This is a genomic window from Magnetospirillum gryphiswaldense MSR-1 v2 (genome assembly GCF_000513295.1).
GTDB classification, from domain to species: Bacteria; Pseudomonadota; Alphaproteobacteria; order Rhodospirillales; family Magnetospirillaceae; genus Magnetospirillum; species Magnetospirillum gryphiswaldense.
Map to the genome: position 1 here is coordinate 3,398,350 of NC_023065.1, position 25,399 is coordinate 3,423,748.

27 protein-coding genes and 1 pseudogene are annotated in these 25,399 nt (G+C 56.8%); 14 read left to right on the forward strand and 14 right to left on the reverse strand.

The annotated features are described in order from the left end of the window. The first annotated feature begins 4 nt into the window (after positions 1-4). The 7 genes from mnmG to MGMSRV2_RS16385 all read left to right on the forward strand — a co-directional run bounded on the left by mnmG (position 5) and on the right by MGMSRV2_RS16385 (position 6,116). Complete coding sequence (gene mnmG / locus MGMSRV2_RS16355) at positions 5-1,873, forward strand: tRNA uridine-5-carboxymethylaminomethyl(34) synthesis enzyme MnmG (RefSeq protein ID WP_024081470.1); 1,869 nt, start codon at positions 5-7, stop codon at positions 1,871-1,873. Between the two features lie 19 nt (positions 1,874-1,892). Beyond that, positions 1,893-2,516: a 16S rRNA (guanine(527)-N(7))-methyltransferase RsmG gene (rsmG, locus tag MGMSRV2_RS16360; protein ID WP_242410696.1), complete on the forward strand. Its 624-nt coding sequence runs from the start codon at positions 1,893-1,895 to the stop codon at positions 2,514-2,516. Next, positions 2,509-3,312 carry a ParA family protein gene (locus MGMSRV2_RS16365; RefSeq protein WP_024081472.1) on the forward strand — a complete coding sequence of 268 codons (804 nt, stop codon included), beginning with the start codon at positions 2,509-2,511 and terminating at the stop codon, positions 3,310-3,312. Before rsmG ends, MGMSRV2_RS16365 begins: the two co-directional genes overlap by 8 nt. A gap of 5 nt (positions 3,313-3,317) precedes the next feature. Further along, positions 3,318-4,238 carry a ParB/RepB/Spo0J family partition protein gene (locus tag MGMSRV2_RS16370; RefSeq protein ID WP_024081473.1) on the forward strand — a complete coding sequence of 307 codons (921 nt, stop codon included), beginning with the start codon at positions 3,318-3,320 and terminating at the stop codon, positions 4,236-4,238. Positions 4,239-4,310: 72 nt separating this feature from the next. Then, the gene (locus tag MGMSRV2_RS16375) at positions 4,311-4,667 is read left to right on the forward strand and encodes a hypothetical protein (protein ID WP_024081474.1); all 357 of its coding nucleotides are present in this window, start codon (positions 4,311-4,313) and stop codon (positions 4,665-4,667) included. 22 nt (positions 4,668-4,689) lie between these two features. Beyond that, positions 4,690-5,163, forward strand: a complete 474-nt coding sequence (locus MGMSRV2_RS16380; protein ID WP_024081475.1) for a YchJ family protein — start codon at positions 4,690-4,692, stop codon at positions 5,161-5,163. Between the two features lie 8 nt (positions 5,164-5,171). Next, on the forward strand, positions 5,172-6,116 hold the full coding sequence (locus MGMSRV2_RS16385) for a glycosyltransferase family 2 protein (protein WP_024081476.1): 945 nt from the start codon (positions 5,172-5,174) through the stop codon (positions 6,114-6,116). A 138-nt stretch (positions 6,117-6,254) separates the two neighbouring features. Here MGMSRV2_RS16385 and MGMSRV2_RS16390 read toward each other — a convergent pair whose 3' ends face one another. Then, entirely contained in the window at positions 6,255-6,584 is a 330-nt protein-coding gene (locus tag MGMSRV2_RS16390) for a hypothetical protein (RefSeq protein WP_024081477.1), read from the reverse strand. A gap of 139 nt (positions 6,585-6,723) precedes the next feature. Between MGMSRV2_RS16390 and MGMSRV2_RS16395 the strand changes: the two genes are divergently transcribed. Then, positions 6,724-8,328, forward strand: coding sequence for a sensor histidine kinase (locus MGMSRV2_RS16395; RefSeq protein WP_024081478.1), 1,605 nt, complete (start codon positions 6,724-6,726; stop codon positions 8,326-8,328). A 282-nt stretch (positions 8,329-8,610) separates the two neighbouring features. Here MGMSRV2_RS16395 and MGMSRV2_RS16400 read toward each other — a convergent pair whose 3' ends face one another. Together MGMSRV2_RS16400 and MGMSRV2_RS16405 are read right to left on the reverse strand one after the other, a co-directional pair. Continuing rightward, entirely contained in the window at positions 8,611-8,937 is a 327-nt protein-coding gene (locus MGMSRV2_RS16400; protein WP_024081481.1) for a BrnA antitoxin family protein, read from the reverse strand. Beyond that, positions 8,924-9,190, reverse strand: a complete 267-nt coding sequence (locus MGMSRV2_RS16405) for a BrnT family toxin (RefSeq protein ID WP_041634718.1) — start codon at positions 9,188-9,190, stop codon at positions 8,924-8,926. The genes MGMSRV2_RS16400 and MGMSRV2_RS16405 overlap by 14 nt, the downstream gene beginning before the upstream one ends. 140 nt (positions 9,191-9,330) lie before the next feature. Between MGMSRV2_RS16405 and MGMSRV2_RS16410 the strand changes: the two genes are divergently transcribed. The 3 genes and pseudogenes from MGMSRV2_RS16410 to MGMSRV2_RS16420 form a co-directional block, all read left to right on the forward strand. After that, on the forward strand, positions 9,331-9,585 hold the full coding sequence (locus MGMSRV2_RS16410) for a hypothetical protein (RefSeq protein WP_041633694.1): 255 nt from the start codon (positions 9,331-9,333) through the stop codon (positions 9,583-9,585). A 24-nt stretch (positions 9,586-9,609) separates the two neighbouring features. After that, complete coding sequence (locus tag MGMSRV2_RS16415) at positions 9,610-9,969, forward strand: bacteriohemerythrin (protein ID WP_024081483.1); 360 nt, start codon at positions 9,610-9,612, stop codon at positions 9,967-9,969. Positions 9,970-9,996: 27 nt separating this feature from the next. Beyond that, positions 9,997-10,926 (forward strand): annotated as a pseudogene (locus MGMSRV2_RS16420) (IS1595 family transposase); the annotation flags it as partial. A 322-nt stretch (positions 10,927-11,248) separates the two neighbouring features. Here the strand turns inward: MGMSRV2_RS16420 and MGMSRV2_RS16425 are convergent. Both MGMSRV2_RS16425 and MGMSRV2_RS16430 read right to left on the reverse strand, forming a co-directional pair. After that, positions 11,249-11,512 carry a hypothetical protein gene (locus tag MGMSRV2_RS16425; RefSeq protein WP_024081485.1) on the reverse strand — a complete coding sequence of 88 codons (264 nt, stop codon included), beginning with the start codon at positions 11,510-11,512 and terminating at the stop codon, positions 11,249-11,251. Between the two features lie 56 nt (positions 11,513-11,568). After that, positions 11,569-12,018, reverse strand: a complete 450-nt coding sequence (locus tag MGMSRV2_RS16430; RefSeq protein WP_024081486.1) for a hypothetical protein — start codon at positions 12,016-12,018, stop codon at positions 11,569-11,571. A 117-nt stretch (positions 12,019-12,135) separates the two neighbouring features. Between MGMSRV2_RS16430 and MGMSRV2_RS16435 the strand changes: the two genes are divergently transcribed. Continuing rightward, a complete protein-coding gene (locus MGMSRV2_RS16435; protein ID WP_041633696.1) occupies positions 12,136-12,354 on the forward strand; it encodes a hypothetical protein in 219 nt (72 codons plus the stop codon). Positions 12,355-12,525: 171 nt separating this feature from the next. Here MGMSRV2_RS16435 and MGMSRV2_RS21200 read toward each other — a convergent pair whose 3' ends face one another. Both MGMSRV2_RS21200 and MGMSRV2_RS16445 read right to left on the reverse strand, forming a co-directional pair. Next, complete coding sequence (locus MGMSRV2_RS21200) at positions 12,526-12,897, reverse strand: DUF6626 family protein (protein ID WP_024081487.1); 372 nt, start codon at positions 12,895-12,897, stop codon at positions 12,526-12,528. A 120-nt stretch (positions 12,898-13,017) separates the two neighbouring features. Then, positions 13,018-15,519, reverse strand: coding sequence for a DEAD/DEAH box helicase (locus tag MGMSRV2_RS16445; RefSeq protein ID WP_024081488.1), 2,502 nt, complete (start codon positions 15,517-15,519; stop codon positions 13,018-13,020). Between the two features lie 537 nt (positions 15,520-16,056). Here MGMSRV2_RS16445 and MGMSRV2_RS16450 point away from each other — a divergent pair. Continuing rightward, positions 16,057-17,733 (forward strand): DNA adenine methylase, encoded by a 1,677-nt coding sequence (locus tag MGMSRV2_RS16450; RefSeq protein WP_024081489.1) that lies wholly within the window; start codon positions 16,057-16,059, stop codon positions 17,731-17,733. A 248-nt stretch (positions 17,734-17,981) separates the two neighbouring features. Here MGMSRV2_RS16450 and tnpC read toward each other — a convergent pair whose 3' ends face one another. From tnpC to MGMSRV2_RS16475, 5 genes are all read right to left on the reverse strand, one after another. Continuing rightward, complete coding sequence (gene tnpC, locus MGMSRV2_RS16455) at positions 17,982-19,589, reverse strand: IS66 family transposase (protein WP_024079059.1); 1,608 nt, start codon at positions 19,587-19,589, stop codon at positions 17,982-17,984. A 57-nt stretch (positions 19,590-19,646) separates the two neighbouring features. Then, positions 19,647-19,994 carry an IS66 family insertion sequence element accessory protein TnpB gene (tnpB, locus tag MGMSRV2_RS16460; protein ID WP_024078582.1) on the reverse strand — a complete coding sequence of 116 codons (348 nt, stop codon included), beginning with the start codon at positions 19,992-19,994 and terminating at the stop codon, positions 19,647-19,649. Then, positions 19,991-20,356, reverse strand: coding sequence for an IS66-like element accessory protein TnpA (tnpA, locus tag MGMSRV2_RS22470; protein WP_024079338.1), 366 nt, complete (start codon positions 20,354-20,356; stop codon positions 19,991-19,993). The genes tnpB and tnpA overlap by 4 nt, the downstream gene beginning before the upstream one ends. 63 nt (positions 20,357-20,419) lie before the next feature. Beyond that, positions 20,420-20,674 (reverse strand): hypothetical protein, encoded by a 255-nt coding sequence (locus MGMSRV2_RS16470; RefSeq protein WP_242410697.1) that lies wholly within the window; start codon positions 20,672-20,674, stop codon positions 20,420-20,422. A gap of 389 nt (positions 20,675-21,063) precedes the next feature. Beyond that, positions 21,064-21,618 carry a DEAD/DEAH box helicase family protein gene (locus tag MGMSRV2_RS16475; RefSeq protein ID WP_024081491.1) on the reverse strand — a complete coding sequence of 185 codons (555 nt, stop codon included), beginning with the start codon at positions 21,616-21,618 and terminating at the stop codon, positions 21,064-21,066. Between the two features lie 317 nt (positions 21,619-21,935). Here MGMSRV2_RS16475 and MGMSRV2_RS16480 point away from each other — a divergent pair, with 317 nt between their 5' ends. After that, positions 21,936-22,508 (forward strand): tyrosine-type recombinase/integrase, encoded by a 573-nt coding sequence (locus MGMSRV2_RS16480; RefSeq protein ID WP_024081492.1) that lies wholly within the window; start codon positions 21,936-21,938, stop codon positions 22,506-22,508. 9 nt (positions 22,509-22,517) lie between these two features. Here MGMSRV2_RS16480 and mamQ read toward each other — a convergent pair whose 3' ends face one another. Both mamQ and MGMSRV2_RS16495 read right to left on the reverse strand, forming a co-directional pair. Then, positions 22,518-23,168, reverse strand: coding sequence for a magnetosome protein MamQ (gene mamQ, locus MGMSRV2_RS16485; RefSeq protein ID WP_144084325.1), 651 nt, complete (start codon positions 23,166-23,168; stop codon positions 22,518-22,520). A 781-nt stretch (positions 23,169-23,949) separates the two neighbouring features. Then, positions 23,950-25,245, reverse strand: a complete 1,296-nt coding sequence (locus MGMSRV2_RS16495) for a tyrosine-type recombinase/integrase (protein WP_024081496.1) — start codon at positions 25,243-25,245, stop codon at positions 23,950-23,952. Between the last annotated feature and the right edge of the window lie 154 nt (positions 25,246-25,399).

The following is a 25,399-nucleotide window of genomic DNA, read 5'->3' on the forward strand; positions in this document are numbered from 1 at the left end:
TCACGTGAAACCCGATGAAACTTTGATCTGCGATGTTCTGGTCATCGGCGGCGGTCATGCCGGGGCCGAGGCCGCCGCTGCTGCTGCCCGTTTCGGTGCGGCCACCATCTTGGCCACCCAGCGTCTGGAAACCATCGGCGAGATGAGCTGCAACCCGGCCATCGGCGGCTTGGCCAAGGGCCAGCTGGTGCGCGAGATCGATGCCCTTGACGGCGTGATGGGGCGGGCCATCGATCGGGGCGGCATCCAGTTCCGCATCTTGAACCGAAGCAAGGGGCCGGCGGTGCAGGGGCCACGGGCCCAGGCCGACCGCAAGCTCTATCGTCAGGCGGTACAGGCCCTGCTGGCCGAACAGGACAATCTGACCCTGGTGCAAGGCTCGGTCGAGGACTTGATCTACAAGGATGGTCGGGTGGCTGGCGCCGTGTTGGCCGATGGCCGCACCATCACCTGTGGGGCGGTGGTGGTGACCACGGGTACATTTCTGCGCGGCCTGATCCATTGCGGTGAAAAGACCTGGCCCGCCGGTCGCTTCGGTGACGAGCCAGCCAACAATCTGTCCACGGCCCTGGCCCGTGCCGGCCTGCCGCTGGACCGGTTGAAGACCGGCACGCCGGCCCGGCTGGATGGTCGCACTATCCATTGGGACCAATTAGAGATGCAGGCCGGCGATGACCCGCCGGTACCGTTCTCGTATCTGACCGACAGGATCAGCACGCCGCAGATCGCCTGCGGCATCACCCACACCAACGAGCGCACCCACGCCATCATCCGCGCCAATCTGCATCGCGCGCCCATGTATTCCGGCCAGATCCAAAGTGTCGGCCCGCGCTATTGCCCGTCCATCGAGGACAAGGTGGTGCGCTTCGCCGGCAAGGACAGCCATCAAATTTTCCTCGAGCCCGAGGGGCTGGACGATCCCACCGTCTATCCCAACGGCATTTCCACCTCGCTGCCCGCCGATGTGCAAGAGGCGATGATCCGCACCATCCCCGGTCTGGAAGACGTCAGCATCATCCGTCCCGGCTATGCCATCGAATACGACTTCGTCGATCCCCGGCAGTTGAAGCGGTCGCTGGAAACAAAGGTGATGAACGGTCTGTTCCTGGCCGGTCAGATCAATGGCACCACCGGCTATGAAGAAGCCGGCGCCCAAGGTCTGTTGGCCGGTCTCAACGCCGCCCGCTTTGTCGCCGGCAACGAGGCCTTCGTCCTTGATCGTGCCGACGCCTATATGGGGGTGATGGTCGACGATCTGGTCAGCTTGGGCACGCGTGAGCCCTATCGCATGTTCACCTCGCGGGCCGAGTACCGGCTGATCCTGCGTGCCGATAACGCCGACCTGCGCCTGACCGCCAAGGGCATGGAGGCCGGCTGTGTCGGTTCTGTCCGCGCCGATGCCTTCACCGCCAAGGCCCAGGCGCTGGAAGAGGGCAGGGGGCTGCTGAACACTTTGCGCGCCTCCCCCAACGTCCTGAAGAAGGCTGGGCTCGAGGTCAATCAGGACGGCGTCGTCCGCTCCGCCTGGGACCTGCTGGCCTATCCCAATATAGACTTGCCCCGTCTCGCCCAGGTCTGGCCCGCGCTGGCCGCCTTGACCGGGGCGGTGGCCGAGCAATTGGAAATCGACGGCAAGTACCAGGGCTATCTGTCGCGGCAGGAAGCCGATATCCGCGCCTATCGGGCCGAGGAAAATCTGACCCTGCCGGCAGACATGGATTACGATGCCATCGGCTCGCTGTCGGCGGAAGTGCGGCAAAAGCTGAAGGCAGCTCAGCCCGAGACCCTGGCGGTGGCGGCGCGTATCTCCGGCATCACCCCGGCGGCGATCACCGCCCTGTTGGCCCATGTCAAACGGCGCAATGCCGCCTGACCCATATATGGTGTTTCACGTGAAACAAGACCACAAGAGCGATGGGCCGGAAGTTCTGGCCCCCTTGTCCCTTTCAGCCGATGCCGTGACCAGGCTGGGGCTGTACGCTGACCTGCTGGTGAAGTGGCAGAAGACCATCAATCTGGTCGGTCCTGATACCATCCCCAGCCTGTGGTCCAGGCATTTCCTCGATTCCGCCCAGCTTTTCCCGCTTCTTCCCCAAAACATCCACAGAGTTATGGACATGGGCAGCGGCGCCGGTTTCCCCGGTCTGGTGCTGGCCATCCTGGGCGCCCCCGACGTCCATCTGGTGGAATCGGATGCGCGCAAATGCGCTTTCCTGCGCGAGGTCGCCCGCGTCACCGAAACCCCGGTGACCATCCACAACGCCCGCATCGAGAAAGTGCCGCCCCTGGGCGCCGATCTGATCACGGCGCGGGCCCTGGCGCCGTTGGAAAAACTGCTGGCCTGGGCCGAACCGCACCTGTTGCCCGGCGGCCACTGCCTGTTCCTAAAGGGCCGGGCTGCGGAAGACGAATTGACCCAGGCCGCCAAAGAATGGAATATCGCAACGCAACGGATCCCGTCGCTGTCGGACCCGTCCGGCCTTGTCCTTCATTTAGAAGAGGTTCGCCGTGGCTGAGAATGGCAAAAAGCCGACCCGTGTCATCGCCATCGCCAACCAGAAGGGTGGGGTGGGTAAGACCACCACGGCCATCAATCTGGCCACGGCCATGGCGGCGACCAAAAAGACCGTGCTGCTGATCGACCTGGACCCCCAGGGCAATGCCAGCACCGGCCTGGGCATCGCCCGTGATGCCCGCGACGTCAATTCCTATCACGTGCTGATCGGCGAGGCTGGACTGGCCGAAACCACCCACGACACCGAGATCCCCGGCCTTAGGGTGGTGCCCTCGGGCGTCGATCTGTCGGGCGCCGAGATCGAGTTGGTCGACATGGCGCGGCGTGAAGTCCGGCTGTCGGAAGCGCTGAAGCCGGCCATGGGCGTCTATGATTACGTGCTGATCGATTGCCCGCCGTCGCTGAACCTGCTGACGCTCAACGCCCTGGTTGCCGCCAATTCGGTGATGGTGCCGCTGCAATGCGAGTTCTTCGCCCTGGAAGGCATCAGCCATCTGGTCAAGACCATCGAGGCCATCCGCAAGGGTTTCAACCCGACCCTGGAATTGCAGGGCATCGTGCTCACCATGTTCGACAAGCGCAATAATCTGACTGAACAGGTGGCCGCCGATGTGCGCGAGTTCTTCGGCGAAAAGGTCTACAAGACGGTGATTCCGCGCAATGTCCGCATCTCCGAGGCGCCGTCCTATGGCAAGCCGGTGTTGATCTATGACCACAAATGCGCCGGCTCCGAAGCCTATATCCATCTGGCGGCGGAAGTGTTGAAGCGCGAAATATCCTTGAGCAAGGGAGTGTAAGGACAGTGGCGGAAGACAAGCGTCGCAAGCTGGGCCGGGGCCTGTCGGCCCTGTTGGGGGATTCGGGCGTAGCCGCCGCTGCCGCCGTGGTCGAAGGCGCTGCCGTGTTGGCCGGGGAGACCGAGACGGCGCCCATGGGCCTGCGCAATCTGCCGGTGGCGCAGCTGAAGCCGGGCAAGTTCCAGCCGCGTCGGCAATTCGACGAAGCCGCCATCGCCGATCTGGTGGAATCGGTGCGGACCAAGGGGGTGTTGCAGCCCATCCTGGTGCGCCCGCATGAAGGCATGTTCGAGATCATCGCCGGTGAACGGCGGTGGCGAGCGGCGCAGCGGGCGCAATTGCACGAAGTGCCGGTCATCGTCCGCGACCTGTCCGACAAGGAAGCCCTGGAAGTCGCCCTGGTCGAGAACCTGCAACGCCAGGATCTGACTGCGCTGGAAGAGGCCGAGGGCTATCGCCGTCTGGTCGAGGAATTCAGCCATACCCAGGAAGAACTGGCCCGTGCCGTCGGTAAGTCGCGCAGCCACGTGGCCAATATGATGCGATTGTTGGCCCTGCCGGGGCCGGTGAAGGATTTTCTCGACCAGGGCAAGCTGTCTGCGGGCCATGCCCGCGCCCTGTTGACCGCCACCGATCCCGTCGGTCTGGCCCAGCAGGTGGTGGACAAGCAGTTGAACGTGCGGCAGACGGAGAAGCTGGCCGGCGGCGAGGCGGGCGGTTCGGCCAAGGCGGTCAAGGGCAAAAGCCAGGGCAAGCTGTTCGACAAGGATGCCGATACCGCTGCCCTGGAGCGTGACCTGACCGAGCAATTGGGGTGCCGCGTCAGCTTGACCAGTTCGGGCAAGGGCGGCGAGCTGACCATCCATTACGGCAATCTGGAGCAGTTGGACGACATCTTGTCGCGCCTGTCGCGCTCGGGTATCTGATCGGGCCTCTCGACAGGGGGACGAGCCTGTTGAATACTGACACTCGACAGAAGTCGATGAAGAGGTGGGGGGATGAGCGAGGCAATCGAATCCGGCGGACTGGACATGCTGCTCGACCGTCTGCCGACGGAAGTGGTCGCCAGCTTCACCCCGGAACAGCGGGCGGCATTATGGAATGCGGTCAAACCCACGTCGTGGCGCCGTCATCCCATCCATATCCGTCTGTCCTTCCCCCTGGTCGGCGGCAATTATTTCCTGACCATCGTCGGCGGGTCGGAAAAACGTTCGGGCGAGCGGCGCACGCGGGAACGACGCATGTTTCCCTTGCGCACCTTGGGTAACATCCTGTTTCTTCTCGGCCTGGGCGGCGCCTTTTATGCCGTCGCCATTGTTGGCATCTTCATGTTCTCCAATCTGATCGAATTCTGAAAATCCGCGAAAGGCGTAATCGATGACTTCCTGTCCCTGCGGTTCGGGCCAAAGCCTGGAACTGTGCTGCGCTCCCTTGCTGGCCGGCGCCGCCGCCGCTACCCCCGAAGCCCTGATGCGGTCGCGCTATACCGCCTTTACCCAGGCTAATGCCGTCTATCTGGAAGACACTTTGGCCCCCGAGGCCAAGGAAGATTACGATCGCGCCGAGACGGAAAAGTGGATCAAGGAAGCCAAGTGGAACGGGCTTGAGGTGCGCTCCAGCAGTGAAGACGGCGATAATGGCAGCGTCGAATTCGTCGCCCGCTATAGCCTTCGCGGCAAGCCCTTCGCCCATCACGAACTGGGCAGCTTCAAGAAACTGGATGGTCGCTGGGTCTATGTGGACGGAGTGATGAATCCGCGCGCCCAGCAGCGGGTGGTGGAAAAGGTCGGTCGCAACGACCCGTGCCCCTGCGGTTCCGGTAATAAATACAAGAAGTGCTGCGGCGCCTGAGCCCAGCCATGCGCGTCGCCGTGATCATCCCCTGTTATCGGGCGGCGCGCCATATCGGGGCGGTTCTCGACAGCCTTCCCGGTGATCTGGATCATATTCTGGTGGTTGATGATGCCTGTCCCGATGGCTCGGGGCAGGTGGCGCGCGACCGTGCTGGCCGTGATCCCCGCATCGAGGTTCTGACCCACGCGATCAATGGCGGTGTCGGCGCCGCCATGGTCACCGGTTTTCGCCGGGCCTTGGCCTTGGGGGCGGACATTATCGTCAAGATGGATGGCGACGGCCAGATGGACCCGACTTTCCTGCCGGCTTTGCTGGAGCCGCTGCGAACAGGCCGGGCCGATATGGCCAAGGGCAACCGCTTCCGTGATTTCCGCGCCCTGCGCGCCATGCCGCCCTTGCGCTTGCTGGGCAACAGCGCCCTGTCCTTCCTGGTCAAGGCGGCATCGGGGCAGTGGGGGGTGATGGACCCCACCAACGGCTATCTGGCGCTGTCCCGGCGGGCGCTGGACAATATCGAGCTGGAGCGCCTGTCACCGCGCTATTTCTTTGAATGCGACCTGATGATCCGCCTGGGCACGGCACGGCTGGCGGTGGAAGACGTGGCCATGCCGGCGCGCTATGGCGACGAGGACTCGTCCTTGCGCATTTCCCGCGTGCTGCTGACCTTTCCGCCCTTGCTGGCCCGGGGTTTCCTGCGTCGGCTGCTGCTGTCGTATTTCGTCCACGACTTCAACATCGCCTCGCTTTACCTGCTCACCGGCTTGCCGCTTGCCCTGTTCGGCCTGGTCATGGGCCTGGGCGAATGGGCCATGTCCCTGGAAAGCGGCGTGCCGCGCACGGCGGGCACCGTCATGCTGGCCGGTTTGCCGCTGATTTTGGGCTTTCAGCTGCTGTTGCAGGCCATTGCCTTCGACGTGGCCAACGCGCCCCGGCCCAAATCAGATCGATAACGGGACGCCGCCCCGGTTTCCCGCCAGGGACTCGGTCCCTGGACCCTCCTCGATCAAACCAAGGGGATCAAAGGGATTAATCCCTTTGCGGGCGCGGGCGGAGCCCGCTTTATCATTTGTGATAGCGAGCCCGTTTGATCAGGCCCGATATTTCCGCGGTTCGGCGATGCCGCATTCTTCCGCTTCGGCGTCGAAGGCCTCGCGGTAGAGCGGATAGGATTTGGTCTTGCTCATGGCTTCGCCAGTGCGGTCATTGGTGTAGCTGACCCGTTCCAGCAGCGGATGGCCGGCTTTATTGGCGCAGGCATCGCCCTCGGCGATGATGGCGCGCAGCTGCGCTGCCAGACCGGCGGCATGGCAGGCGTCGAGTTCGGCCTCGAACCGCAATTCCTCGATTTCGGCCCGCAGGGCTTCGTTTTCCTGGCGCAATTCCTCGTTTTCCGCCTGCAGGCGTTCCATATCGCTCATGACGTGATCTTTCCAAGTAAGGCTGCCGCGCAGGCATAAGCGGCGGCGGCGGCGCTGTCAATCGCCCGGCGTTGCGGTTGTCTGTAAACCTGCGCCATCCTATAGTGCCAGCAATGGGCGGGCATGGGCAGGGGGGGCCATGGCATTCACCCTTATACGGCGTGGGCACTGGTTGCCATTGACCTTGGCCTTGGCGGTCAGCGTGGTCACGGGTGCGGTTCTGGTCCATGTGGATACGATCGAACGCCAGCGCCGCCATCAGGAGGCTCGCGCCACTTTGGCCGCGCAAGTCTCGGCGGTGCGGGCCAAGCTGGAATTTTCCCTGAGTGAGCCCTTGGCCCGCGCCCAGGGCGTCATCGCCCATATCATCACCCATGACGGCATCACCGCCGAAGAATTTCATACCACCGGCGAAGTGTTGCTGAAGGACCAGCGCGGCGTCCGCAACATGGTGGTCAGCCACGACATGGTCATCGCCATGAGCTATCCGCTGGCCGGTAACGAAAGCGTGATCGGCGTCGATTACCGTTCGATCCCGGTGCAGTATCAACAAGTCAGGAGAGCCATCGAAAACCGGGCGCCGCTGTTGCAGGGACCGGTCCCGCTGATCCAGGGCGGCATTGGCCTGATCCTGCGCAATCCGGTGTTCCTACGCGACGGGCGCTTCTATGGCATGGCCAATATCGTTCTCGATATTCCGGCCATTTTCGCCGATGCCGGCCTGGGCAAGGCTGATTTGCCGTTTCAGGTCGCCATTCGTGGTGGCGACGGACTGGGGGCGGCGGGGGCGATGATCCTGGGAGACCAGGCGGTGTTTGCCGCCCAGCCGGTGCTGACCGACGTGGTGCTGACGCAAGGGACGTGGCAATTGGCGGCCCTGCCTAAGGGCGGTTGGGATCAGGCCGATGCCATCCCGGTGCGGGTACGGCTGATGGAGGTGCTGGCCTTCGTCGCCATGACCGCCATCGCCTTCGGTGCTGCCTTCCATATCATCGGTCAGGACCAGGGCAAGGAGATTTTGCGGCGTAAATCCGAGGAATTGGAACGGTCAAACGCTGATCTCGAGCGTTTCGCCTATATCGCCTCGCACGATTTGCAGACGCCGCTGCGCAATGTCATCAGCTATGCCCAGCTGCTGTCCCGGCGCTATGGCGGGCGATTGGACCAAGATGCCGACGATTTCATCGGCTTCATCGTCGAGGGCAGCGCCCGCATGTCGCAGCTGATCCAGGATCTGCTCAATTACGCCCGGCTTTCCAACAGCGTCGAGCCGTTGGCGGCGGTGGATGCCGGTCAGGCGGTGCAGCAGGCCTTGAGCAATCTGACCGATGTGATCGGTCACAGTCACGCCACCATCGAAGCCGCAAACTTACCGATGGTCAGGGCCAACCCGGCACAATTGGTCAGCCTGTTCCAGAATCTGATCGACAATGCCATCAAATATGCTGACCCGGCGCGCCCGCCGGTCATCCGCATCCATGCCCAGCAGACCGAGCCCGGCTGGTGGACCTTCGCCGTGGCCGATAACGGTATCGGCATCGCAGCGGAATATTTCGAGCAGATTTTCGTGGTGTTCCAGCGTCTGCATACCCCGGGCGACCGATCGGGCACCGGCATCGGCTTGGCCATCTGCCAGCGTATCGTCCAGCATTGCGGCGGTCGCATTTGGGTGGAATCGTCGCCGGGGCAAGGGGCGACGTTTCTGTTCACACTGATGGCGGCGGAAACCGTACCCTTGATGTGAGGCAAACGAAAAGGCCGGGCTATGAGGCCCGGCCTTTTATCGTTTCGCTTGGAGCGGGCGAAGGGATTCGAACCCTCGACCCCAACCTTGGCAATGGTCTGGCTGGGCGAATACGCTAATAATATCAATGACTTGTGCTCCATAATTCTGGCGTGTGCATGGTTTGTGCAATCTGGGGTGGTTGGTGATGTTGACTACTCTCGTGATGAAGCTCCACCCAGATCAATGGTCGATGGCTACCGCTGCTTGTGGATCTGAAGATTCTCGGGAATCTTGGATGGTCTACAGCCCAACGCCTTTACGCAAAATCTCATTGGCACGGGTCTGCCAACCCTTTCCACCAGACCGCAGAGCCTCAACAACATCAGGATCAATGCGCAGCTTGATGTCCACCTTGCGGTCGGCTTTCAACGGACGACCACGACGACGCAAAAGCGCCTCAGTCTCGGTGGCACCAAGATAATTTGCCAGAACCTCGGAAGCAGGACGGGCATTGGCAAAATTGGCATCGGTCAACTCTGGCGAATCTGGATCGGTGCTGATTGCAGCGGAAATTGCAGCATCTTCCTCGTCGGTCGGTATGATGGTCGATGGCTTAAGCTTCGGCATAACGCCTAATCTCCCTGGAATTGGCTTTACGCAAAGAGATGGGACGAATGTTCCCGTCACGGATGGTAAAAGCCAGTACGTGCAAGCGGTCACCGATATACCCAAGGGCGATTAGACGTGTTTCGCCATATTCCCGGCGGGTATCTTCGACCACCACAGCTGTGTCCCATTCAAATGCGTCGACCACCTTAAAATCGACGCCATGCTTGGCGACGTTGATGGCATTTTTAACGGCGTCGAATTCTATAGGCATGAAATAACGTACCCCCAAAATACCCATTTGGTCAACAGATTATTGGGGGTACGGAAAATACCCATCGCCCCCAATTCCATTGGAAAAATCAGCATATTTAGAGTAAAGACATATGCGATTTGTATATCTGATTGAACCCGATGAAGCCGCCGATTTCCCAACCGAATCAGACCGTTCAATCGCAGAAGCTGCAGCGTCCCGTATCAATCGGTGATCTGTTCGAAATGGTTGGGCGGCAGCGGACTGTATGGACAGTGCGCAAATTGACGAACATCCGAAACCTTCCGGCTCAGGCTGAGATGAATCAGGTTGATGGCTGCGGACGGGTGACAGTGAACATCGAAGACCTTTCCACAGAAATCCTATTCAAACGGATTACTGAAGCAGTCATCTAAAGACTACATGTAAGGAAATTAGCAATGATCAAACTGACCCCTGATTTGCTAATTGGCAACACCACAATTGATAAAGACCATGAGAAACTTATAACAATAATAAATGACTTTCTTGAACATTCGAAATCACTCAATAATGCAAAATTAATGAGCGACACGCTAAAAGCGTTGCTAGACTATACAAAATTCCATTTTGAGCGCGAAGAAAGAATACAAAAAGAATGCATGTATCCATATCACGATATGCACCTTCATGAGCACAACGCTCTTGTTATGCAGATACAAGATATGGCACGCACATACTTCATAGAAAAGTCAAAGCCACTTGATCAACATTCAGTTAACGCGACTTATGCCGCTGCCCCATTAAGCGCCTTGAGATAGGCCGGACGTCAAGATATGTTCGCGGCCATGGCGAAGCAGTTGTCCCTTCTCGACTTCCAGGTATGGTTTCCCGACGAGGATAGCTGTTACCGGCTGTTGATGGATCGACGATGGCCGAGTGGCTTCGTTTTCCCGAAATGCGGTGCGCAGAACGCCGCCCGCCTGACCAGCCGCGCCTACACTTTCGCGTGCAGAGACTGTGGGAAGCAGACGTCGGCGACCGCCGGAACCATCATGCATCGGACCCGCCATCCGCTTCGGGCGTGGTTCTGTGCCGCCCACCTGATGGCGACGCATTCCAATGGGATGTCGGCGTGGCAAATGGCCGGGCAACTCGGCATCACCTATCGGGCAGCTTGGTTGCTGGAACAGAAGCTGCGGCGGGCGATGGTCGATCCGAATCGCGATCCTCTCGATGGCGTGATCGAGATCGACCAGACGGAAATGCCGTTCCACGATCTGGAAGAACCCGGCAAGCCGCTCAAGGAGGGCAAGATCATCGTGATCGGCGCCGTCGAGGTGCGCGACAAAACCACAGGAAAGCCGCAGAAACCCGAGGCTCTCGGCGCGAAATACCTCGACACCCTGTCGGGCCGCTGCCGGATGGAGGTGATCCCCAGCAACGAGAAGCCGAATATCCACGCCTTCATCAAGGCCAACATCGCCCCCGGCGCCACCCTGGTTTGCGATGGCCACGCCTCCTACACCGGGCTTGTCGGATACCGGCACGATCCCCGCATCGTCGGCAATATGGCTGCGCATATCCCCCTGCGCTGGATTCATCGGGTCTTCGCCCTTCTGAAGCGCTGGGGGCTCGGCACCTATCATGGGTTCCGCCGCGAGCACATCGACACCTACCTCTATGAGTTCGTCTTCCGTTACAACCGGCGCTATTACCGCCATGTCTCGTTCGAGACCATCCTCGGCCTGTCCGCTGACCATGCGCCGATGTCGTATTGGGAAATCATACAGCGCGACAATCCCCGGAAGGGCCGCCCTGTGAACCGAAAAAGCCCCCGCCAACGCAAGACCCAGGAAGGCGTTCAGATCGACGGGACCGGGCCGAAAAAACGGTGCCCGAAAGCGGATGATGGCCATAATGGGTCAGAGGCATAAGCCGCCAGTTAACATTCTGAATCAGTTTCTAAAGACATGGCTTATAGACCACATAAAGAAGTTCGATACCAATATGAGGCAATGGGTTGATCCGGATTGGCAGCCCCCGCAGGCGTAGAGCCCCCTAAGATTCCCAGGAATCTTGGTGACCATGACCAGGCAGCTACGACGCAAAATCCAGCAGGTCGTCCATGGTCAATCGAAGCCAACCATCGACGCCAGGATCGATCTCCAGATCCTCCGGCACCATGGTCGCCTTCAACGCCAGGAAATATCCATCTGCCGATGGGGAGCCATATGCCTTCCAGCCTCGTTCTTGGATGATGGATGCGATGAAATCCGGTGTCCCGGCATACGCCACAGCGACCCCATGGGAATCCTTGAAGGTGATGGTGCCATCATAAGCGGTATGGATCAGGTGGTTCATGTGGGGAATCCTTGCCCCCACCGTTGAATTCCGGTGGGGGACAATGGTGGTTCTGGTCAAGCTGACTTCCTGCCAGCCTTCTTCCGGTTCGCCGCAGCACTGGCAAGCTGGGTGTCCAATTCACCCTTGGTAACGGCATCAGCCAGAACATTCAGAACCCGTTCCACCCCATCGGCATCACCGGCAAGTATGGTGGACTGCTTGCCATTGATCAGAACCGGGTGACCGGCGAATAGCATCTCGATCAGGTACTGCCCAGCCGGATTCTTCCAGAACCACTTGCGGGGATTCTTTGCAACGACCGAGGTAATAACCGAACCGTCCTCGCCCATCGTCTTCACGGTCTTGGTCAGGTTTGGGGCGGTGCCGGTGCGTTCGGCTTCCAGCAGAACACGTTGGTTCTGGATGGCAGCCAGGACTGCGGCTCGCATTTTCTCGGTGGGCGAAGAACGCCAGTGGGGAACCGGTCGCTTCTCGGCACCAAACTTCAATTCTGAAAGGTTCATGGTCATCTCCAGTAATATTGTCCTGAAGCGACCAGTAGCGCGATCATGAATTTCAGTCCAGCTGGATTTTCTAGATAAAGTATAAATACAGCTGAAGATAATTATGGAGACAATCAGATGAGATACCACGAATTTATGAAGATTACAGAAGATCAACCAGCAAACACCCTATCTAGTAATTTGAAGAAACAGGCAGACACCAAAGCAGATCAGGCGAAACGCTTGAAACAGCAGGCTGCATTGGCGAAAAAGCGGGAGCAGATCAATGGGCAACGGACCAAGATGATCAAAACCCAGAGTGATCTTGCCGCCCTCATGTCCCAATCAGGGAGGTGATGAATTTCCACTCGATGGCGAGGAACGCCATTTCCAAGCCCATACGGGGCTTCTCTGGTAGGAGTGCCCAAATCCCCCAGCCAGATCGAACGAGCCATTGGTGGGCTTCCCTGGTGGGTTTCTGTGCCATGACCATGCAAGCCATCTGGTACTGAGGACATTTCCGCCGGTTCAGTCCTTGATCCAAGAGGTCATCCGCTTCAATTCGGGATGGCGGTCGAATACCTCGGGACGGTCCCGTTGCACCGTTTCCCTGATGACGGCGAACACCTCGTTCTGGAGTTCCCACAGGATGCTGGCGGATTCCCATTCTTCCACCGATGCCAATCCCTCACGGGCTTCATCCTGAAATTCTTGGATGTCCTGCTCGAGGTTGAAAGCCAAATGGGTCAACGCATCAAGTGATGGCGGTCGATTCTTGGACTTTCTTGATGAAACATAGGACGGACCCTTCCCTAGAAGGTTCCCCATATCGGCTTCAGATTTAATTTTGCCAGCAGCCTTCAATCTATTGATAACATTGTTAAAATTGATATTCGTCATAGCACTCCTCCTTCTCAAATAGGTTTGTGATCTATTTATCAAGGAGTGCGAATTCCGGTTCATGTTTATCAACCAACCCCCGACAAAAGTTGAGACTCTCAACTCTGCCGGTGATGGCGATCATCCCTTCCGACGTAGCCCCTGGTCATCACCATGGTCGTTGGATGCATTCGGGTGATGACCGTCTTTGATGACCGAGGCGACAATCCTCGATATTTGCTTGCGTCGTTCGTCTGGGTGGCGGGCATAGGCGGCTTCCTCGTTGAGCTTCTGGCGGATCGAGGATTCGTCGAGTCCAAGGTCACGGAGGCGGCAACCGAGGAGGAAGAATTCCTTCGATCCCTCGCCCTTGGGGGCATTGCGCCATTGGCTGATCACCATGCTGACCTGGCGGGCTTTGGCGACCTCGTTGTCATTGCTGGTTCGTGCAATTGCCTCTCGCAACCTCTTCATTCCATCTGACACTGGATTGGCGAAGGCGGTGGAGGCAACATATTCTGTTGGGTCTGGCAGCAGGTAGTTTTCAATGAAGAACAATGGGTCGATGTCCACTCCAGGGAATTCCACCCAGAATGATTTCGATGGGTCTTTGGCTTGACAGGGCACATAGAACATGGAGCAGGCGGGTCGCTTGGATTTATCAATTCCATGGAAATTTGAGGCAGCCTTGTCCTTCGAGTAGCCGTATGTCTCGATGGCAGTGACCATGATGTCCCAGATGGCATGGTATGCCTCGAGGGTCATGGGGATGGTGGTGGGGAAGAAGTATCGTTTGTTTCCCGAATAACTGTTCATGGCGACGAATCTGATATCGGGGAAAATGCGGTTCATCTCGTCTGGGGTCAGGGTTCCATCGTCCTGATCGAGCCAGATGCCATGGACGGAGATCACATTCTCCAGACCCCGTTTGGTATCGATCCCCTCCTTCTCAACGAATCGAGCAGGCGAGATCAAAATATTGTCGTGTTTCGAATTGGCTTTAAATTCCCAGCAGACCTTAAGTTGGGAAATCAATTCGTCATTGTTTAGCACCTCAAAATCGATTGGTGCGGAATGAATATCTTTGATCAATGAGACTTCTAAACAGGGGTAGACGGAACTACTATCTAGAGGAGTTTCGTCTACCCCTCTTAGACCAAGGCTAATCGCCATTATTCCATTTCGAATCTGCCGTTTCTTCTTCCTGTGTTTCGATTCGCGTTTGGCATTGGTCATTGCGACCACGTTCACAGGTGGGCGACCACCCATGCGGCTGGTGCTTCCCGACTTGGTTTCCAGAAGAGGAATGTCGGTTTGAACACGGTTCAATTTGATCCTGCCGTTGTCATTGAACTGGCGAACCAGCCATTCGCCCAATGACCTGTCGGGAACGATGATGGTCACTGGGTCGGTCGCCGCTGGATCTCGCAGGCTGCATCTCATGAGGGCTTGGTAAATGGTCTCATGGCTGATGGCTTTCTGGACCTCGGTGTGATCGATCATGAACCTCTGCTCGAGGAATTTGAAATGGTCGGTGGTCAGGTTCAATGCGCTCAATACCAGCACCTGATGGACGCCTTGGTGTTGGTTGATGCCATGGGACACATTGGAGATGCGAGTGGCTGAACCACGGAAATGGGGATCGACCGCCTGGTTGAGCAGGTCATTGTTGGCGCACCAGATGAATGGGCAGGTTCCCAAGATCGCTTGGATCGATGGCAGGATGCATCCGATGCTGGAATGGCTGATGCCGACCTTCCTCTTCAACGCCTTCGACCAGCTAAGTTCCGAGAGGTAATTGACGGTGAGCTGTCTGGCTCCAATGTCATGGTCGGTGTGGCGGAGTTGGATGCCCTTGTTCTCGACGAACCTGACGCCCTCCTTGTTCCAGATCATCGCTAACAAGCTATCGGGGAAGTGGGCACCCATGATGGTGACCTTGCTGTAGCCCTTGACCAGCGAGGAACCGACCACGCCGAAGAAGTCGATGGAATCATTGCCCTTGGTGGACAGTCTGTCCCATTGACCCTTGAGGCAGTAGATGTCGGCATGGGGGTTGATCAGGTTCTTGGCGAGGTCACGAAACACGCCAAACACATCGTTGTTGAGCAGAATTGCCTTCTCGACCAATTCCCTGTCATTAACGACCACCTTATTGTAGGCGGGGCTGCCGCGGTCCGGTTCGATCCGTGCCAGATTCTTCAAGAGATCGCTGTTCTCCTCCAGTTCATAGCGATGGAAGGGGGCGATGTTGGGCACCTCGTCGATGATAATTTCCCAAGAATCTTTGCGATGCCAATGGGGCAGGGACAGAAAGGCAGCGTGGGTGATGATGAGGATCTGCCCCGTTGGAATTTCTGCTGCCTTCTTGAGGTGGTCCTGAATCCGTGTGCTGACCGAGACGTAATCGCCCTGGGTGATATCGTCGTCCGAGTAGATGGTGGTCAAGGGTACTTCCACCCCCATTGACCTGATCTGCTTGGTCATCGCCACCTCGGTCTGCAGGATCAATTCCCTGGACGGTTGGATGATGGCGATCTTGGCATCTTGGTTCGCCGCCTGATCAATGGCATATAAAATTGCCCCATGGGTCTTGCCTGCCCCACAGATGGCATCAACATAATTAATTGTATTTCCGCTCATAATACACTCCTCATAAAAATAGCCCCAGAAGGGGCTTGCTGGAACCTTCTGGGGCTGGGTTTCCTGTGGATTGAGCGGAACAGGAAAGTCGGTATGATTCTGTAACGTTTCGCTCTATCCAAGACCATTAAGCAGCAAGCCTTGGTCACATATTTATTTATCAAATTCGGCAACATCATATTTAATATAGTAACAATACCGTAGGTGATGGCGTTAAGTCTAAATAAACAAACAACAATTCATTTATTTATTCTCTCCGCCAGAGATTGGAATGGTCCAATTGACCATTCCAATCTCTGGGTGGATATTTGTACTAGGCGGCGATTTTGTCTTTGACGACTTCCCAATTGGTATTGGCAATCATGGTATTGAAGAGCGGTGACCCGGACTTCCGCCGAAGAAGTTGAGACTCTCAACTTTTCAACGACTGCAGACTGACAGTGATGCCGACCAAAATTTGGTGGTGAAGTGTTCTGGCTGGATTTTAGGGTGTTCCCCAGTCAGAATTATTTCCAATTCGGAACCAAGGGGGATGCAATGACTGATTCGCCAAATTTGCAGCATAACCAGGGCTTCATGGAACTCCTTCAGGGTGCACAGTCAGTCGTTGCTGAAATCCATTCCAACGCCACTCGTAGCAAGCAATCCCTCTACCAGCTATTGGAACGAACCTACCAAATCGCCAAACAAGCTGAAAAAGCCCCAGATGACTTCATGAAATTCACCCAGACAACCTATGACGCCAATGGATGGGGCAAGGTCGGGGCTAAACCATTATCCAAAGTGTACGCAATCATCCTGAAAATGGCGTTTGGGAAGGATGCCGACAAAACTGCGATCAGCCGATATTCCACCGCATTGAAGCGCCTCGAGATTCAGAATACATCCATCACCACGGATCAGGATTCGGTCTCAACTGCGATTGAAGAATCTGGCGGGGTCGAATCTCTCATTGCTGCTGCTCGAGATGCCAAGAAGGTTTCTACCGGCAAACCGAAACGGACCATGGAAGATGATGAAAAGGCAGTACTTCGCAATCAGCCGACACACACGTTTGAATTTTCAGGTCAGTCAGGATTCAAACTCGCCCTCATCCATGTTGATGATAAGGGTGTTGCCAAGATCCTGAGCGAACGACCAGACAAGGACGTCAAAGCGGCAATTCTGGCTGCTTCAAAAGAGCGGTATCCAAGGCTATCACCCACCCCATACGTCGGTGGAAAGTACAGCCAGCTCCGTCTTCTGGATCAATGGTTCCCTGATGAGATTTCCGAGTACCGTGAGCCCTTCATTGGTGGTGGGGCTACATTCCTGTTCATCAAGAATTCCCGTCCTGGGCAGAACATCAAATACTGGATCAATGACAAGGCTGGGGACGTTTTTCGGTTCTGGTCACAGATTCAATCTGATCCAGTGGCGCTGGTTAAAGCCATCCAAAGCCATATTGATAAGGCAGACGGGGATGCAAATGTAGCTAAACAAATAATGAATAGGATTTCTCCGGATAGAGTCGGAGATGATCAGCTCCTGGCTGCAACAGCATTCCTTCTGTCTAAGCTTTGGAGCTTCAGAAATATGGATAACGGGGGTGTCTCTCCGTTGATGGTGAAGAAGGATCCCTCCGCTCTATTCAACAAGATCTTAAATGTTGTTCATCCGCTGCTAAAGGGTGTGAAAATCACCAATAAGGACGTCTTGGACCTGTTGAAGGACTCTCCGAAAAAGGCTGGGGTGTTCATTTTTCTTGATCCACCCTATGACGATCAAGAATCACTCTATCAGACATTTCTGGGCAACCGGACAGCAGGGGCTTCTGCAGAATTGAGGAAGCAGGAGCTTGTGAGATCCCATTGGGAATACAGCATGGCTGTGGCGAAATGCCCCCATCGATGGCTAATGACCCATAGCGACACCGAACTGTTCAAAACACGTTCGGTCTTCACCGCTCTCAGCCAACGCGATGAATTTCAGTTCCAATTCCATAAGCACAAGATCATGAGCGGTATCACTAACAAGGTGCAGACCGAGGTTTTGACCTCAAACTACAAGCCAGGTGAGCCAGATACCCGATTGGACACCATTCGGAAACTGGATCAGTTTCTCGCTGAGCAGGGGGAAATTGGAGCCCCGATTGATTGGGCTGACATCAATCAGCAACTGGGTGTGACCCAGGCACAAGTGGATGCTGCCGGATCAAATATCTTCGGTGTCTGACAAGGTCTGGAAAGTTGGGAGTCTCAACTTTTTCATCAACAGCCTGGTCTTCTAGAAAATTGGGGTAGACGAAACTTCTATCTAGAGGAGTTTCGTCTACCCCTGGTCACATCCAAAAATTTGATAGATCGGTAATCCCCAATGGAATCGATCAGCAAATTTCCCCGGAAGTTTTCGAATCAAGATTCACAGAAATCATCACCTTCTCCGTATCCATCCGGTGAAGGACGCAGGGGGGGGGGGCGGCGTCAGGCGGCGACGGCGGAGGCCGGGTTGGCGTTCCGCCAGTTCCAGGGCAGGAGTTCGTCGATGCGGCTGGCGGGGTGACCCGCGATCCGTGCAAGGACATCGGCCAGCCAGGCTTGCGGATCGATGTCGTTCATCTTGGCTGTGACGATGAGGCTGTACATGGAGGCGGCACGCTGTCCACCGCGGTCGGACCCGGCGAAGAGCCAGGACTTCCGGCCGAGCGCGATGCCACGAAGGGCGCGTTCGGCGGAATTGTTGGTCATGCAGACGCGGCCGTCGTCGAGGAAGCGGGTGAAGGCGGGCCAGCGTTTCAGCATGTAGTCCATGGCCTTGGCAAGATCGTTGCCTCGCGACAGACCGGCGCGCTTCTCCGTCAGCCATCGTTCCAGGTCGGCGACCAGGGGGGCGCTGAGCTCCTGGCGGATCGCCCGCCGCCGGTCGGCGTCCTGGCCGCTGATGGCGCGCTCGATCTCGAACAGGGCGTCGATGCGCCGGACCGCCTCCAGCGCCAGGGGCGAGATCACCGAGGCAGCCCGGCCCTCGGCCTTGCGGCGGGCATTGGCCGCCAGGTCGGCTAGGGCGAAGAACGGACGCCTCGCATGCGCCCAGCAGGCGGCCTCCAGGATTGGCCCGGGTTTTCGGTCGGGCAGGTAGAGTGCGCCATAGCCCCCATAGGCGTCCGCCTGGAGCAGCCCGGCATACCCAGCGAGATGGGCCTGGGGGTGTTCACCTCTCCGGTCGCGCGAATAGTAGAACATGGCCGCCGGTGGTGCCGGTCCGCCGAAGGGGCGGTCGTCGCGGACATAGACCCAACATCGGCCGGTGTCGGTCTTGCCCTTCGCCAGGACGGGCACCGTGGTGTCGTCGCCATGCAGACGCGCGGCGGCAAACACATGGGCCTCGATGCGCCGGATCAACGGCTCCAGGGCGGCGCAGCCGGCGCCCACCTGGTCGGCCAGCGTGGACAGGCTGAGCGGCACACCCTCCTTGGCATAGCGCTCGGCCTGGCGGTTCAGCGGCTGGTGCTGCCCGAACTTCTCGAACAGGATCATGGCCAGCAGGCTGGGGCCGGCCCAGCCGCGCGGGGTCACATGGAAGGGCGCCGGCGCCTGGCTGATCTTCTCGCAGTCCCGGCAGCTGAACTTCTCGCGGACCCGCTGGATGACCTTCCACTGGCGCGGGATCACCTCCAGGGTCTCGGTGACGTCCTCGCCGATCTTGCGCAGACGGTCACCGCCGCAGCAGGAGCAGGCCGACGGAGCCGGCTCGACCACCCGCTCGCGCGGCAAATGCTCGGGAAACGGCTTGCGGGCAGGCCGGTTGCGGGTGAAGGCCGCCACGTTGGTGGTGCGCGCCGCGGCCTTCTCGGCGGTGATCTCGTCCTCGGTGGCCGCCGCCGCCAGTTCCTCGAACGCCAGCTCCATCTGGTCGATCAGGCGGGCCGAGCGTTCCGCCTGGGGGCCGTAGAGTTCGCGCTTCAGTTTCTCGATCTGCAGCTTCTGGTGCGCGATCAGCGCCTGGTCCTCGGCGGCCCTGGCGCGCGCGACCGCCAGCTCCGCCCTCAGGGCGTCGATGTCGTCTGTCGGGGTCTCGCGGCCGATTTCCATGCCCCAATGGAATCATAAAACCCGGCCGCTGACTCGCTAAAAATGTGGGTTTCCGCCCTATCCGGCACTTCGCGGGCGGAAGGTGTGGCGCGGGTTGCGCCAGTCGATCCCGTCGAGCATGTAGGCCAGTTGGGCCGACGAGATCGCCACCACGCCGTCAGCCGGAGAGGGCCAGATGAACCGCCCCTTCTCCAGGCGCTTGGCGTACAGCGACATGCCCAGGCCGTCGTGCCAAAGGACCTTGATCAGATCCCCCCGAGCACCCCGGAAAACGAACAGGTCACCGGCGTGGGGATCGCGGCCGAGCGCCTCCTGCACCTGCAGCGCCAAGCCGTTCATGCCGCGCCGCATGTCCGTCCGCCCGACCGCCAGCCAGACCCGGACGCCCGTCGGAACCGGGATCATCGCCGCTCCAGCACGTCCAAGACCCGGCACAGCAGCTGGGCACCGACACCATCGCCGACACGGACACGGTAGCCACCAGCCAGATCGATCTCCACCACGCCGGCAGAAGAAGAGGCTTCCTTCCGCCCGGAGGCCGCCATGTCCTCGGCCACCACCACCGGCACCATATGGGCCGGCACCGTCTCGCCCTGTTGTCCCCCGAAACGCTTGCGCCAAGTGAAAACCTGATTGTCGTTGACCCCGTACCGCCGCGCCACCCCGGCCACAGAGGCCCCGGGCTCGTAGGTCGCCGCGACGATCTCCCGCTTCAGATCCTCAGGCCAAGAACGGTTCCGCCGCCGCCCGGTCGAGTTTCTGTCCATAAATGAATCCGTGGACACTTCCGCCAACTTCAACGCCAATCAGGCGATCAGCTTCGCCGAAGCTCACCCGGCCGGGAAGGCGGTCCACGCCGGAGGGATACCCTTCTCCCGCAAGACCCCAGCTTCAATGCCAGTGGCTATCACGGCATCACCCATTGGACCCTTCACCTCGTCCGGTAAGGTGATCGCCGCCATCCATGTCCCATCAGGGGCACGATACTTGGGCAATCGGACCTCGGTGCGTTCCGACGTGGCACACACTTGGACACCATGAAGGATGATGGAGACGCCATCGATCAGCACCTCGACGTCAGCCAACGCCAGAAGGTTTCCCCTACCTTGCGTGGGAACAAGGTGCAGGACGGTGATCTGGACCGTGGTTGTCGATGGTTGGGCTTCACTACCTGAGTTCACCAGCTGAAGCCCCTTGGATTTCCATAATCGCTAAATTGCCAGTGTAGCTATAAGCGGGCAGAATTGGCAGATAGATCAATCAGAGCGATTGTTCGATTTTGGCGCTGGAGACTGCCAATGGATGGAAATGACGTGACCTTAATCGCTGCCATTGTTGGATTTTTTGCCAGTCTGATTGGCGGGTGGCTAAGCGGACATTTCACGATTAAAGCCGCTGATAAATCCCACAAACACGCATTGGAACTGGCAGAGCAGGAGCAGCGGCAAGATGTGAAGAATTTCCTGCAATCTATCTACGATGAAATGGACAACCGAGTCTTGCCGCAACCGGTCGCCATGCTGACCAGCATCTTTCGCCGCCCAAGCGTAATTTCCTCAGAAAGTTTGTTGATGCACGCCTTCTGGTAATCACGCCCAGCGATCTTGTCATCGATGGGCACGGTGAGCGGATCAACTCGAAGCGTTCGCAGGGCAGTCGCCCGTTCAAGGTCTTCCTGGGACGAGAATGTCGCCACCAGCCGGGGATGGGCTTCCTTCTCCCATTCCCAGAACCACACCTCGTCGCCATTGGCGAGGAAGATGAAGGGCACATCCACCTGCTTGGCGTAATCAAGTGCCTGCTTCTCGGCTTCAACTGGATTGATGGATGCCCGCTTGGCTTCCACCACCGCCAGGGCGTGACCGTGTCGATTGCACAGGACATAATCAGCCTTGGTCTTGTCCGGCAGGTGATACTCGTATCTGACGCTATGCCCGTCGGTCAGACTCCACCCCACATCCTTCAATTGGGCGTCAATCTTGATGCGGCTGAAGGCTTCATTGGTGGGCATCAGCAGTTGCCTGATCATGGGGGAATCCGAGAACAACGGCAGTATGCCTGCAACGATGCCGTTCGTCAGCCCCACACCTTTACAAATCACACGATGGCATTTCACCAATTGATCCGCTGATTTCTGGGGTTCCGCATCCGCGCCCCCCGATCACAACCAAAGGAGCAACCTCCGCTCATTTGCCATCCAATTCCCAAAACCTCACAGAATTATCATTCTATGAGATTATCCCCGTAACCCGCAGAAATGCTTGGTTTTTTGGTCGGGTTCGACTGGACTGCTTTTCATAATGAGTTAAAATACTCGCATAACGAGATTATGTGAGGTTTCCGGTTATGAAACAGGCGAAGGTTCTTTCCCCAGACGAGACCAAGCGGGTTCTGTCCATCATTGCCCAAGATCGTCATGCAGACAGGAATCGCATGGCATTCCAGTTCAGCCTACTCGCAGGATTGCGGGCTTGTGAGATTGCCAGCCTCACCATCGGCGATGTGATGGATTCCACCGGCAAGCCCAAATCGGAAATCTACCTCGCCCAGTCCATGACCAAGGGCAAGAAGGGTCGCACCATCATGGTGGGCGACAAACTCCAGAAGGAGGTGGCTCGATTCATTGCCCTCCAAGATTCCCGGGAATCTTCCCGCCCCCTGATTGCCAGCCAGAAATCTAACAAGCCATTTTCGGCAAACACGTTGGTCCAGCTATTCAGGAAGATTTATGCCGATGCGGGGATCGATGGAGCCAGCAGCCATAGTGGACGACGCTCCTTTATAACAACGCTTGCCGAGAAGGGCGTCGGGGCAAGGGTTCTGCAGCACCTTGCTGGGCATTCCAGCCTCGCAACCACCCAGAGGTACATCGACGTCAACGATGCCATGCTGAAGAAGGCGGTCAATTTGATGGGGTGATGCCCTTCGTCACTTTTTGTTTGGCTCCTGTGCAGAATCCAATGGCATCAGCTGTTGGTACATCTCTGGAGCAACAATGGGGGCATTGATAATCGCAGTGCTTTCCTGACCTTGATGAAAATATTCACGAGGCTGGAAGCCAGCAATAATAGCTAGGTATTTCCAAGGCATTTTTCGAATCTCAGCATTAAATTTCGCAGCAGATTCATTATATAAAACTCTATTGTTAGCTATTCTTTCTTCCATCTCAACCAGAGATGACATCATTAATTTATATGATTTAACGGATTTAATGTCTGGATAACGTTCAGAGTAAGCAATAATTTTTCCGAATGCAGCGCCGAATCCATCACGGGAAAATATCTGATCAATTTTCAATACTTCATTTTTGGCAGTGCTACCAGAAACACCTTCAGTGCGCTTATCTGAACCATGATTAAATACAGTACTCTCTAAAGAAGCATGATTAACTGTTAGGTTAATGAGGTTGCCGAACAAATTATTTCGTCTTTGAATCTCAACCTCAAAATTAGATCTCTTTGATTGGGCGTCTTCCCGCATTGTAAGAAATTCATTGTAGCGCAGGAGCCCAAACGCAAACACAACCAGGACCGTGATTGCGGACACTGCTCGGATAAAATATCTGAATTGAAGAGTCATGAAGCCCCTCTGGGTCAGGCAGATGATAATCCCGAGTTCGTGACCTTGAACAGGGAGGACTGAGGTGGTGGCTATCTTGGTGGGGGTGAAGGGTTCGCCAGATGGAAAGATTCGGTAGCCAATCACCAAAATTAGGTCATGATCGATGACTATATGGTAGGTTTGGTCATTCAAAGATCCAAGCCATTTGACGAAAAAACATTAGGTTAATCAATGGTTTTCCATTCCAATTTATCGGTGCGGGACCGTAGTCGCCGGAATACCCGTAAGTTCGACCCCGACGCCCCGAAACTGAAATTCCGAGCACAGGGCTTCATCGGGGGGCGGTGGACGATCAAGGTGTTCTGGGCAAGAGCGGCAGAGGCGACTGGCATAGCCCGCCGGATGTTCGATGCCAGCAGTGAGATCGAATTGATCCCAGAAACCTGACCCAGAATTCAATCCTGTGGCGGATCGACGGAATCATAAGGGTAGACGATACAGCTATCTAGAGGAGTTTCGTCTACCCCTGATCACATCCAAAGATTTAGGGTTGATCCGTGTCCATGGTTGGAGTCAAGTGTCTGGTCCTCGCCAAGATTCCCGGAATCTTTGATCTGGGTGAATCTGCGCCAACCACCTGACTCCTATGAAGGTGCAGGAGCAGAAAAGTTGAGACTCCCAACTTTCCAGCCTTCAGGTCTGCCACAAAAAATCCCTAACGAAACTACTATCTAGAGGAGTTTCGTCAGGGATATTGATCTCCTGAAATATGACCGACCAGCAAATTTCCCGAGAATCTTCATCCCAGGACCAACAGCCCATCACTACCCATCTGAAGCAGCGGACCAGAACCGGCGACCACCTGAACCACACCTGCATTCCCAGACGGACCCCGCCGATTATCGAACCATTCCAGCACGGCACTGGCATTGGAATGGTCATAATGGGCATCCATCATGCGCCTGCTGGTGCCCATGATCTGAACCGACAACCCATCTGGAAGCCCCACGCCGGTAAGGTAGGTCGCCAAGTGATGCCGGAAGCTATAGAAGGAATAGCCCTTGGGATCATCGGATTTGAACCCACAGGCTTGTACCAACGTCTCGAAGGACGTCTTGAACGACCCCACACGTTTACCATTGGGATTGGTGAAGAGGAATCCAGTAGGGGAAACCCCATCGACGGTTTGATCCACCAGCATCTGCCTGAACATGGCAATCAATTCCGGGAATGCCATGGGAACAACCCGCTTGCCGGTCTTACCCTTCTTGATGTCGAACCTGCTGCGATCCAGATCGATATCAGCCCATTGTAGGTTCAAGCCTTCATGGGGACGTAGACCTGTGTAGCGAAGCAGGACCACGAAATTGTATAGCGACTTGCGTTGGGCTTGGATGTGTTTGCCGCGATCCTCCCCCATCCGATCCATCGCCATCTTGATCAATGTGTCGCACTGCTGGCTGGTGAAAGCCGGTCGTACATCGCCATCGCTATCCAGCTTATCAATGTGGGCAAGATTCCTGGAATCTATCAACCCCTCCTTCTTGGCGAAGGCGATGATCTGGTTCAGGTTCTGGTTTTCACGATTGAGCGTGTCGTTCTTGGGAACCCCATAGGATTGGGCATTTGCCTGAACCCTTTTGCCATCCCGCTTATAGCCCTTCTTGAGATTTTGGCTGCCAGGACCAGTGGTGTGATAAGCCCGACGCCACTCTATATAATCCGTCAGATGGCTTTGGCGGATCTTCCCGATATCAGCCAGCTTCAGCACATCGTGGAAATATGGAATGAAGAACTTCTCCACCGCCTTGCGTTTGTTGGCTATGTCCCGATTGGTTCCGTTGACCTTCAGCCACCGTTCAGCCACATCCTTGAATGATGTCCGGGTGGTCTGAACCAAAACCTCTCCATCACGCACAGCCTTGTATCGGCTGATTGCAGCGACCGTGGCATCACCGACATCTCTATGACCGGTTGATCCACGAAACTGATCGCCATTATGAGTAAAATAGTAGTGCCAGATTAGTAATTTAGCATTATCACGAATAAATATATAAACCTTGTTGTCCAATACACACTTACGCTTTGTCTTCATTTCATCAATTCTCCTCCATTTATGATTATGTAGTATAGACAATATACCTCTATCTGCGGTTGAAGTCAAATTTACAGGTAGTGTTCTTTTGCAGAATTCACCAATATTTTGTGCATAAATTTGTGCATTCTCACAGACGATTCCACGCCTGTAA

Excerpts from the sequence above, each read along its gene's own strand:
- MGMSRV2_RS16495 (WP_024081496.1), bottom strand. The coding sequence starts at position 25,245 with ATGAAGACAAAGCGTAAGTGTGTATTGGACAACAAGGTTTATATATTT.
- mamQ (WP_144084325.1), bottom strand. The coding sequence starts at position 23,168 with ATGACTCTTCAATTCAGATATTTTATCCGAGCAGTGTCCGCAATCACG.
- MGMSRV2_RS16410 (WP_041633694.1), top strand. The coding sequence starts at position 9,331 with ATGAAGCCGCCGATTTCCCAACCGAATCAGACCGTTCAATCGCAGAAG.
- MGMSRV2_RS16475 (WP_024081491.1), bottom strand. The coding sequence starts at position 21,618 with ATGATCAGGCAACTGCTGATGCCCACCAATGAAGCCTTCAGCCGCATC.
- MGMSRV2_RS16445 (WP_024081488.1), bottom strand. The coding sequence starts at position 15,519 with ATGAGCGGAAATACAATTAATTATGTTGATGCCATCTGTGGGGCAGGC.
- tnpB (WP_024078582.1), bottom strand. The coding sequence starts at position 19,994 with ATGATCCCGGTTCCGACGGGCGTCCGGGTCTGGCTGGCGGTCGGGCGG.
- MGMSRV2_RS16430 (WP_024081486.1), bottom strand. The coding sequence starts at position 12,018 with ATGAACCTTTCAGAATTGAAGTTTGGTGCCGAGAAGCGACCGGTTCCC.
- MGMSRV2_RS16480 (WP_024081492.1), top strand. The coding sequence starts at position 21,936 with ATGAAACAGGCGAAGGTTCTTTCCCCAGACGAGACCAAGCGGGTTCTG.
- MGMSRV2_RS16395 (WP_024081478.1), top strand. The coding sequence starts at position 6,724 with ATGGCATTCACCCTTATACGGCGTGGGCACTGGTTGCCATTGACCTTG.
- MGMSRV2_RS16380 (WP_024081475.1), top strand. The coding sequence starts at position 4,690 with ATGACTTCCTGTCCCTGCGGTTCGGGCCAAAGCCTGGAACTGTGCTGC.
- MGMSRV2_RS16415 (WP_024081483.1), top strand. The coding sequence starts at position 9,610 with ATGATCAAACTGACCCCTGATTTGCTAATTGGCAACACCACAATTGAT.
- MGMSRV2_RS16385 (WP_024081476.1), top strand. The coding sequence starts at position 5,172 with ATGCGCGTCGCCGTGATCATCCCCTGTTATCGGGCGGCGCGCCATATC.
- MGMSRV2_RS16400 (WP_024081481.1), bottom strand. The coding sequence starts at position 8,937 with ATGCCGAAGCTTAAGCCATCGACCATCATACCGACCGACGAGGAAGAT.
- MGMSRV2_RS16450 (WP_024081489.1), top strand. The coding sequence starts at position 16,057 with ATGACTGATTCGCCAAATTTGCAGCATAACCAGGGCTTCATGGAACTC.
- MGMSRV2_RS16435 (WP_041633696.1), top strand. The coding sequence starts at position 12,136 with ATGAGATACCACGAATTTATGAAGATTACAGAAGATCAACCAGCAAAC.
- MGMSRV2_RS16390 (WP_024081477.1), bottom strand. The coding sequence starts at position 6,584 with ATGAGCGATATGGAACGCCTGCAGGCGGAAAACGAGGAATTGCGCCAG.
- MGMSRV2_RS21200 (WP_024081487.1), bottom strand. The coding sequence starts at position 12,897 with ATGACGAATATCAATTTTAACAATGTTATCAATAGATTGAAGGCTGCT.
- tnpC (WP_024079059.1), bottom strand. The coding sequence starts at position 19,589 with ATGGAAATCGGCCGCGAGACCCCGACAGACGACATCGACGCCCTGAGG.
- MGMSRV2_RS16425 (WP_024081485.1), bottom strand. The coding sequence starts at position 11,512 with ATGAACCACCTGATCCATACCGCTTATGATGGCACCATCACCTTCAAG.
- tnpA (WP_024079338.1), bottom strand. The coding sequence starts at position 20,356 with ATGGACAGAAACTCGACCGGGCGGCGGCGGAACCGTTCTTGGCCTGAG.
- MGMSRV2_RS16405 (WP_041634718.1), bottom strand. The coding sequence starts at position 9,190 with ATGCCTATAGAATTCGACGCCGTTAAAAATGCCATCAACGTCGCCAAG.
- MGMSRV2_RS16375 (WP_024081474.1), top strand. The coding sequence starts at position 4,311 with ATGAGCGAGGCAATCGAATCCGGCGGACTGGACATGCTGCTCGACCGT.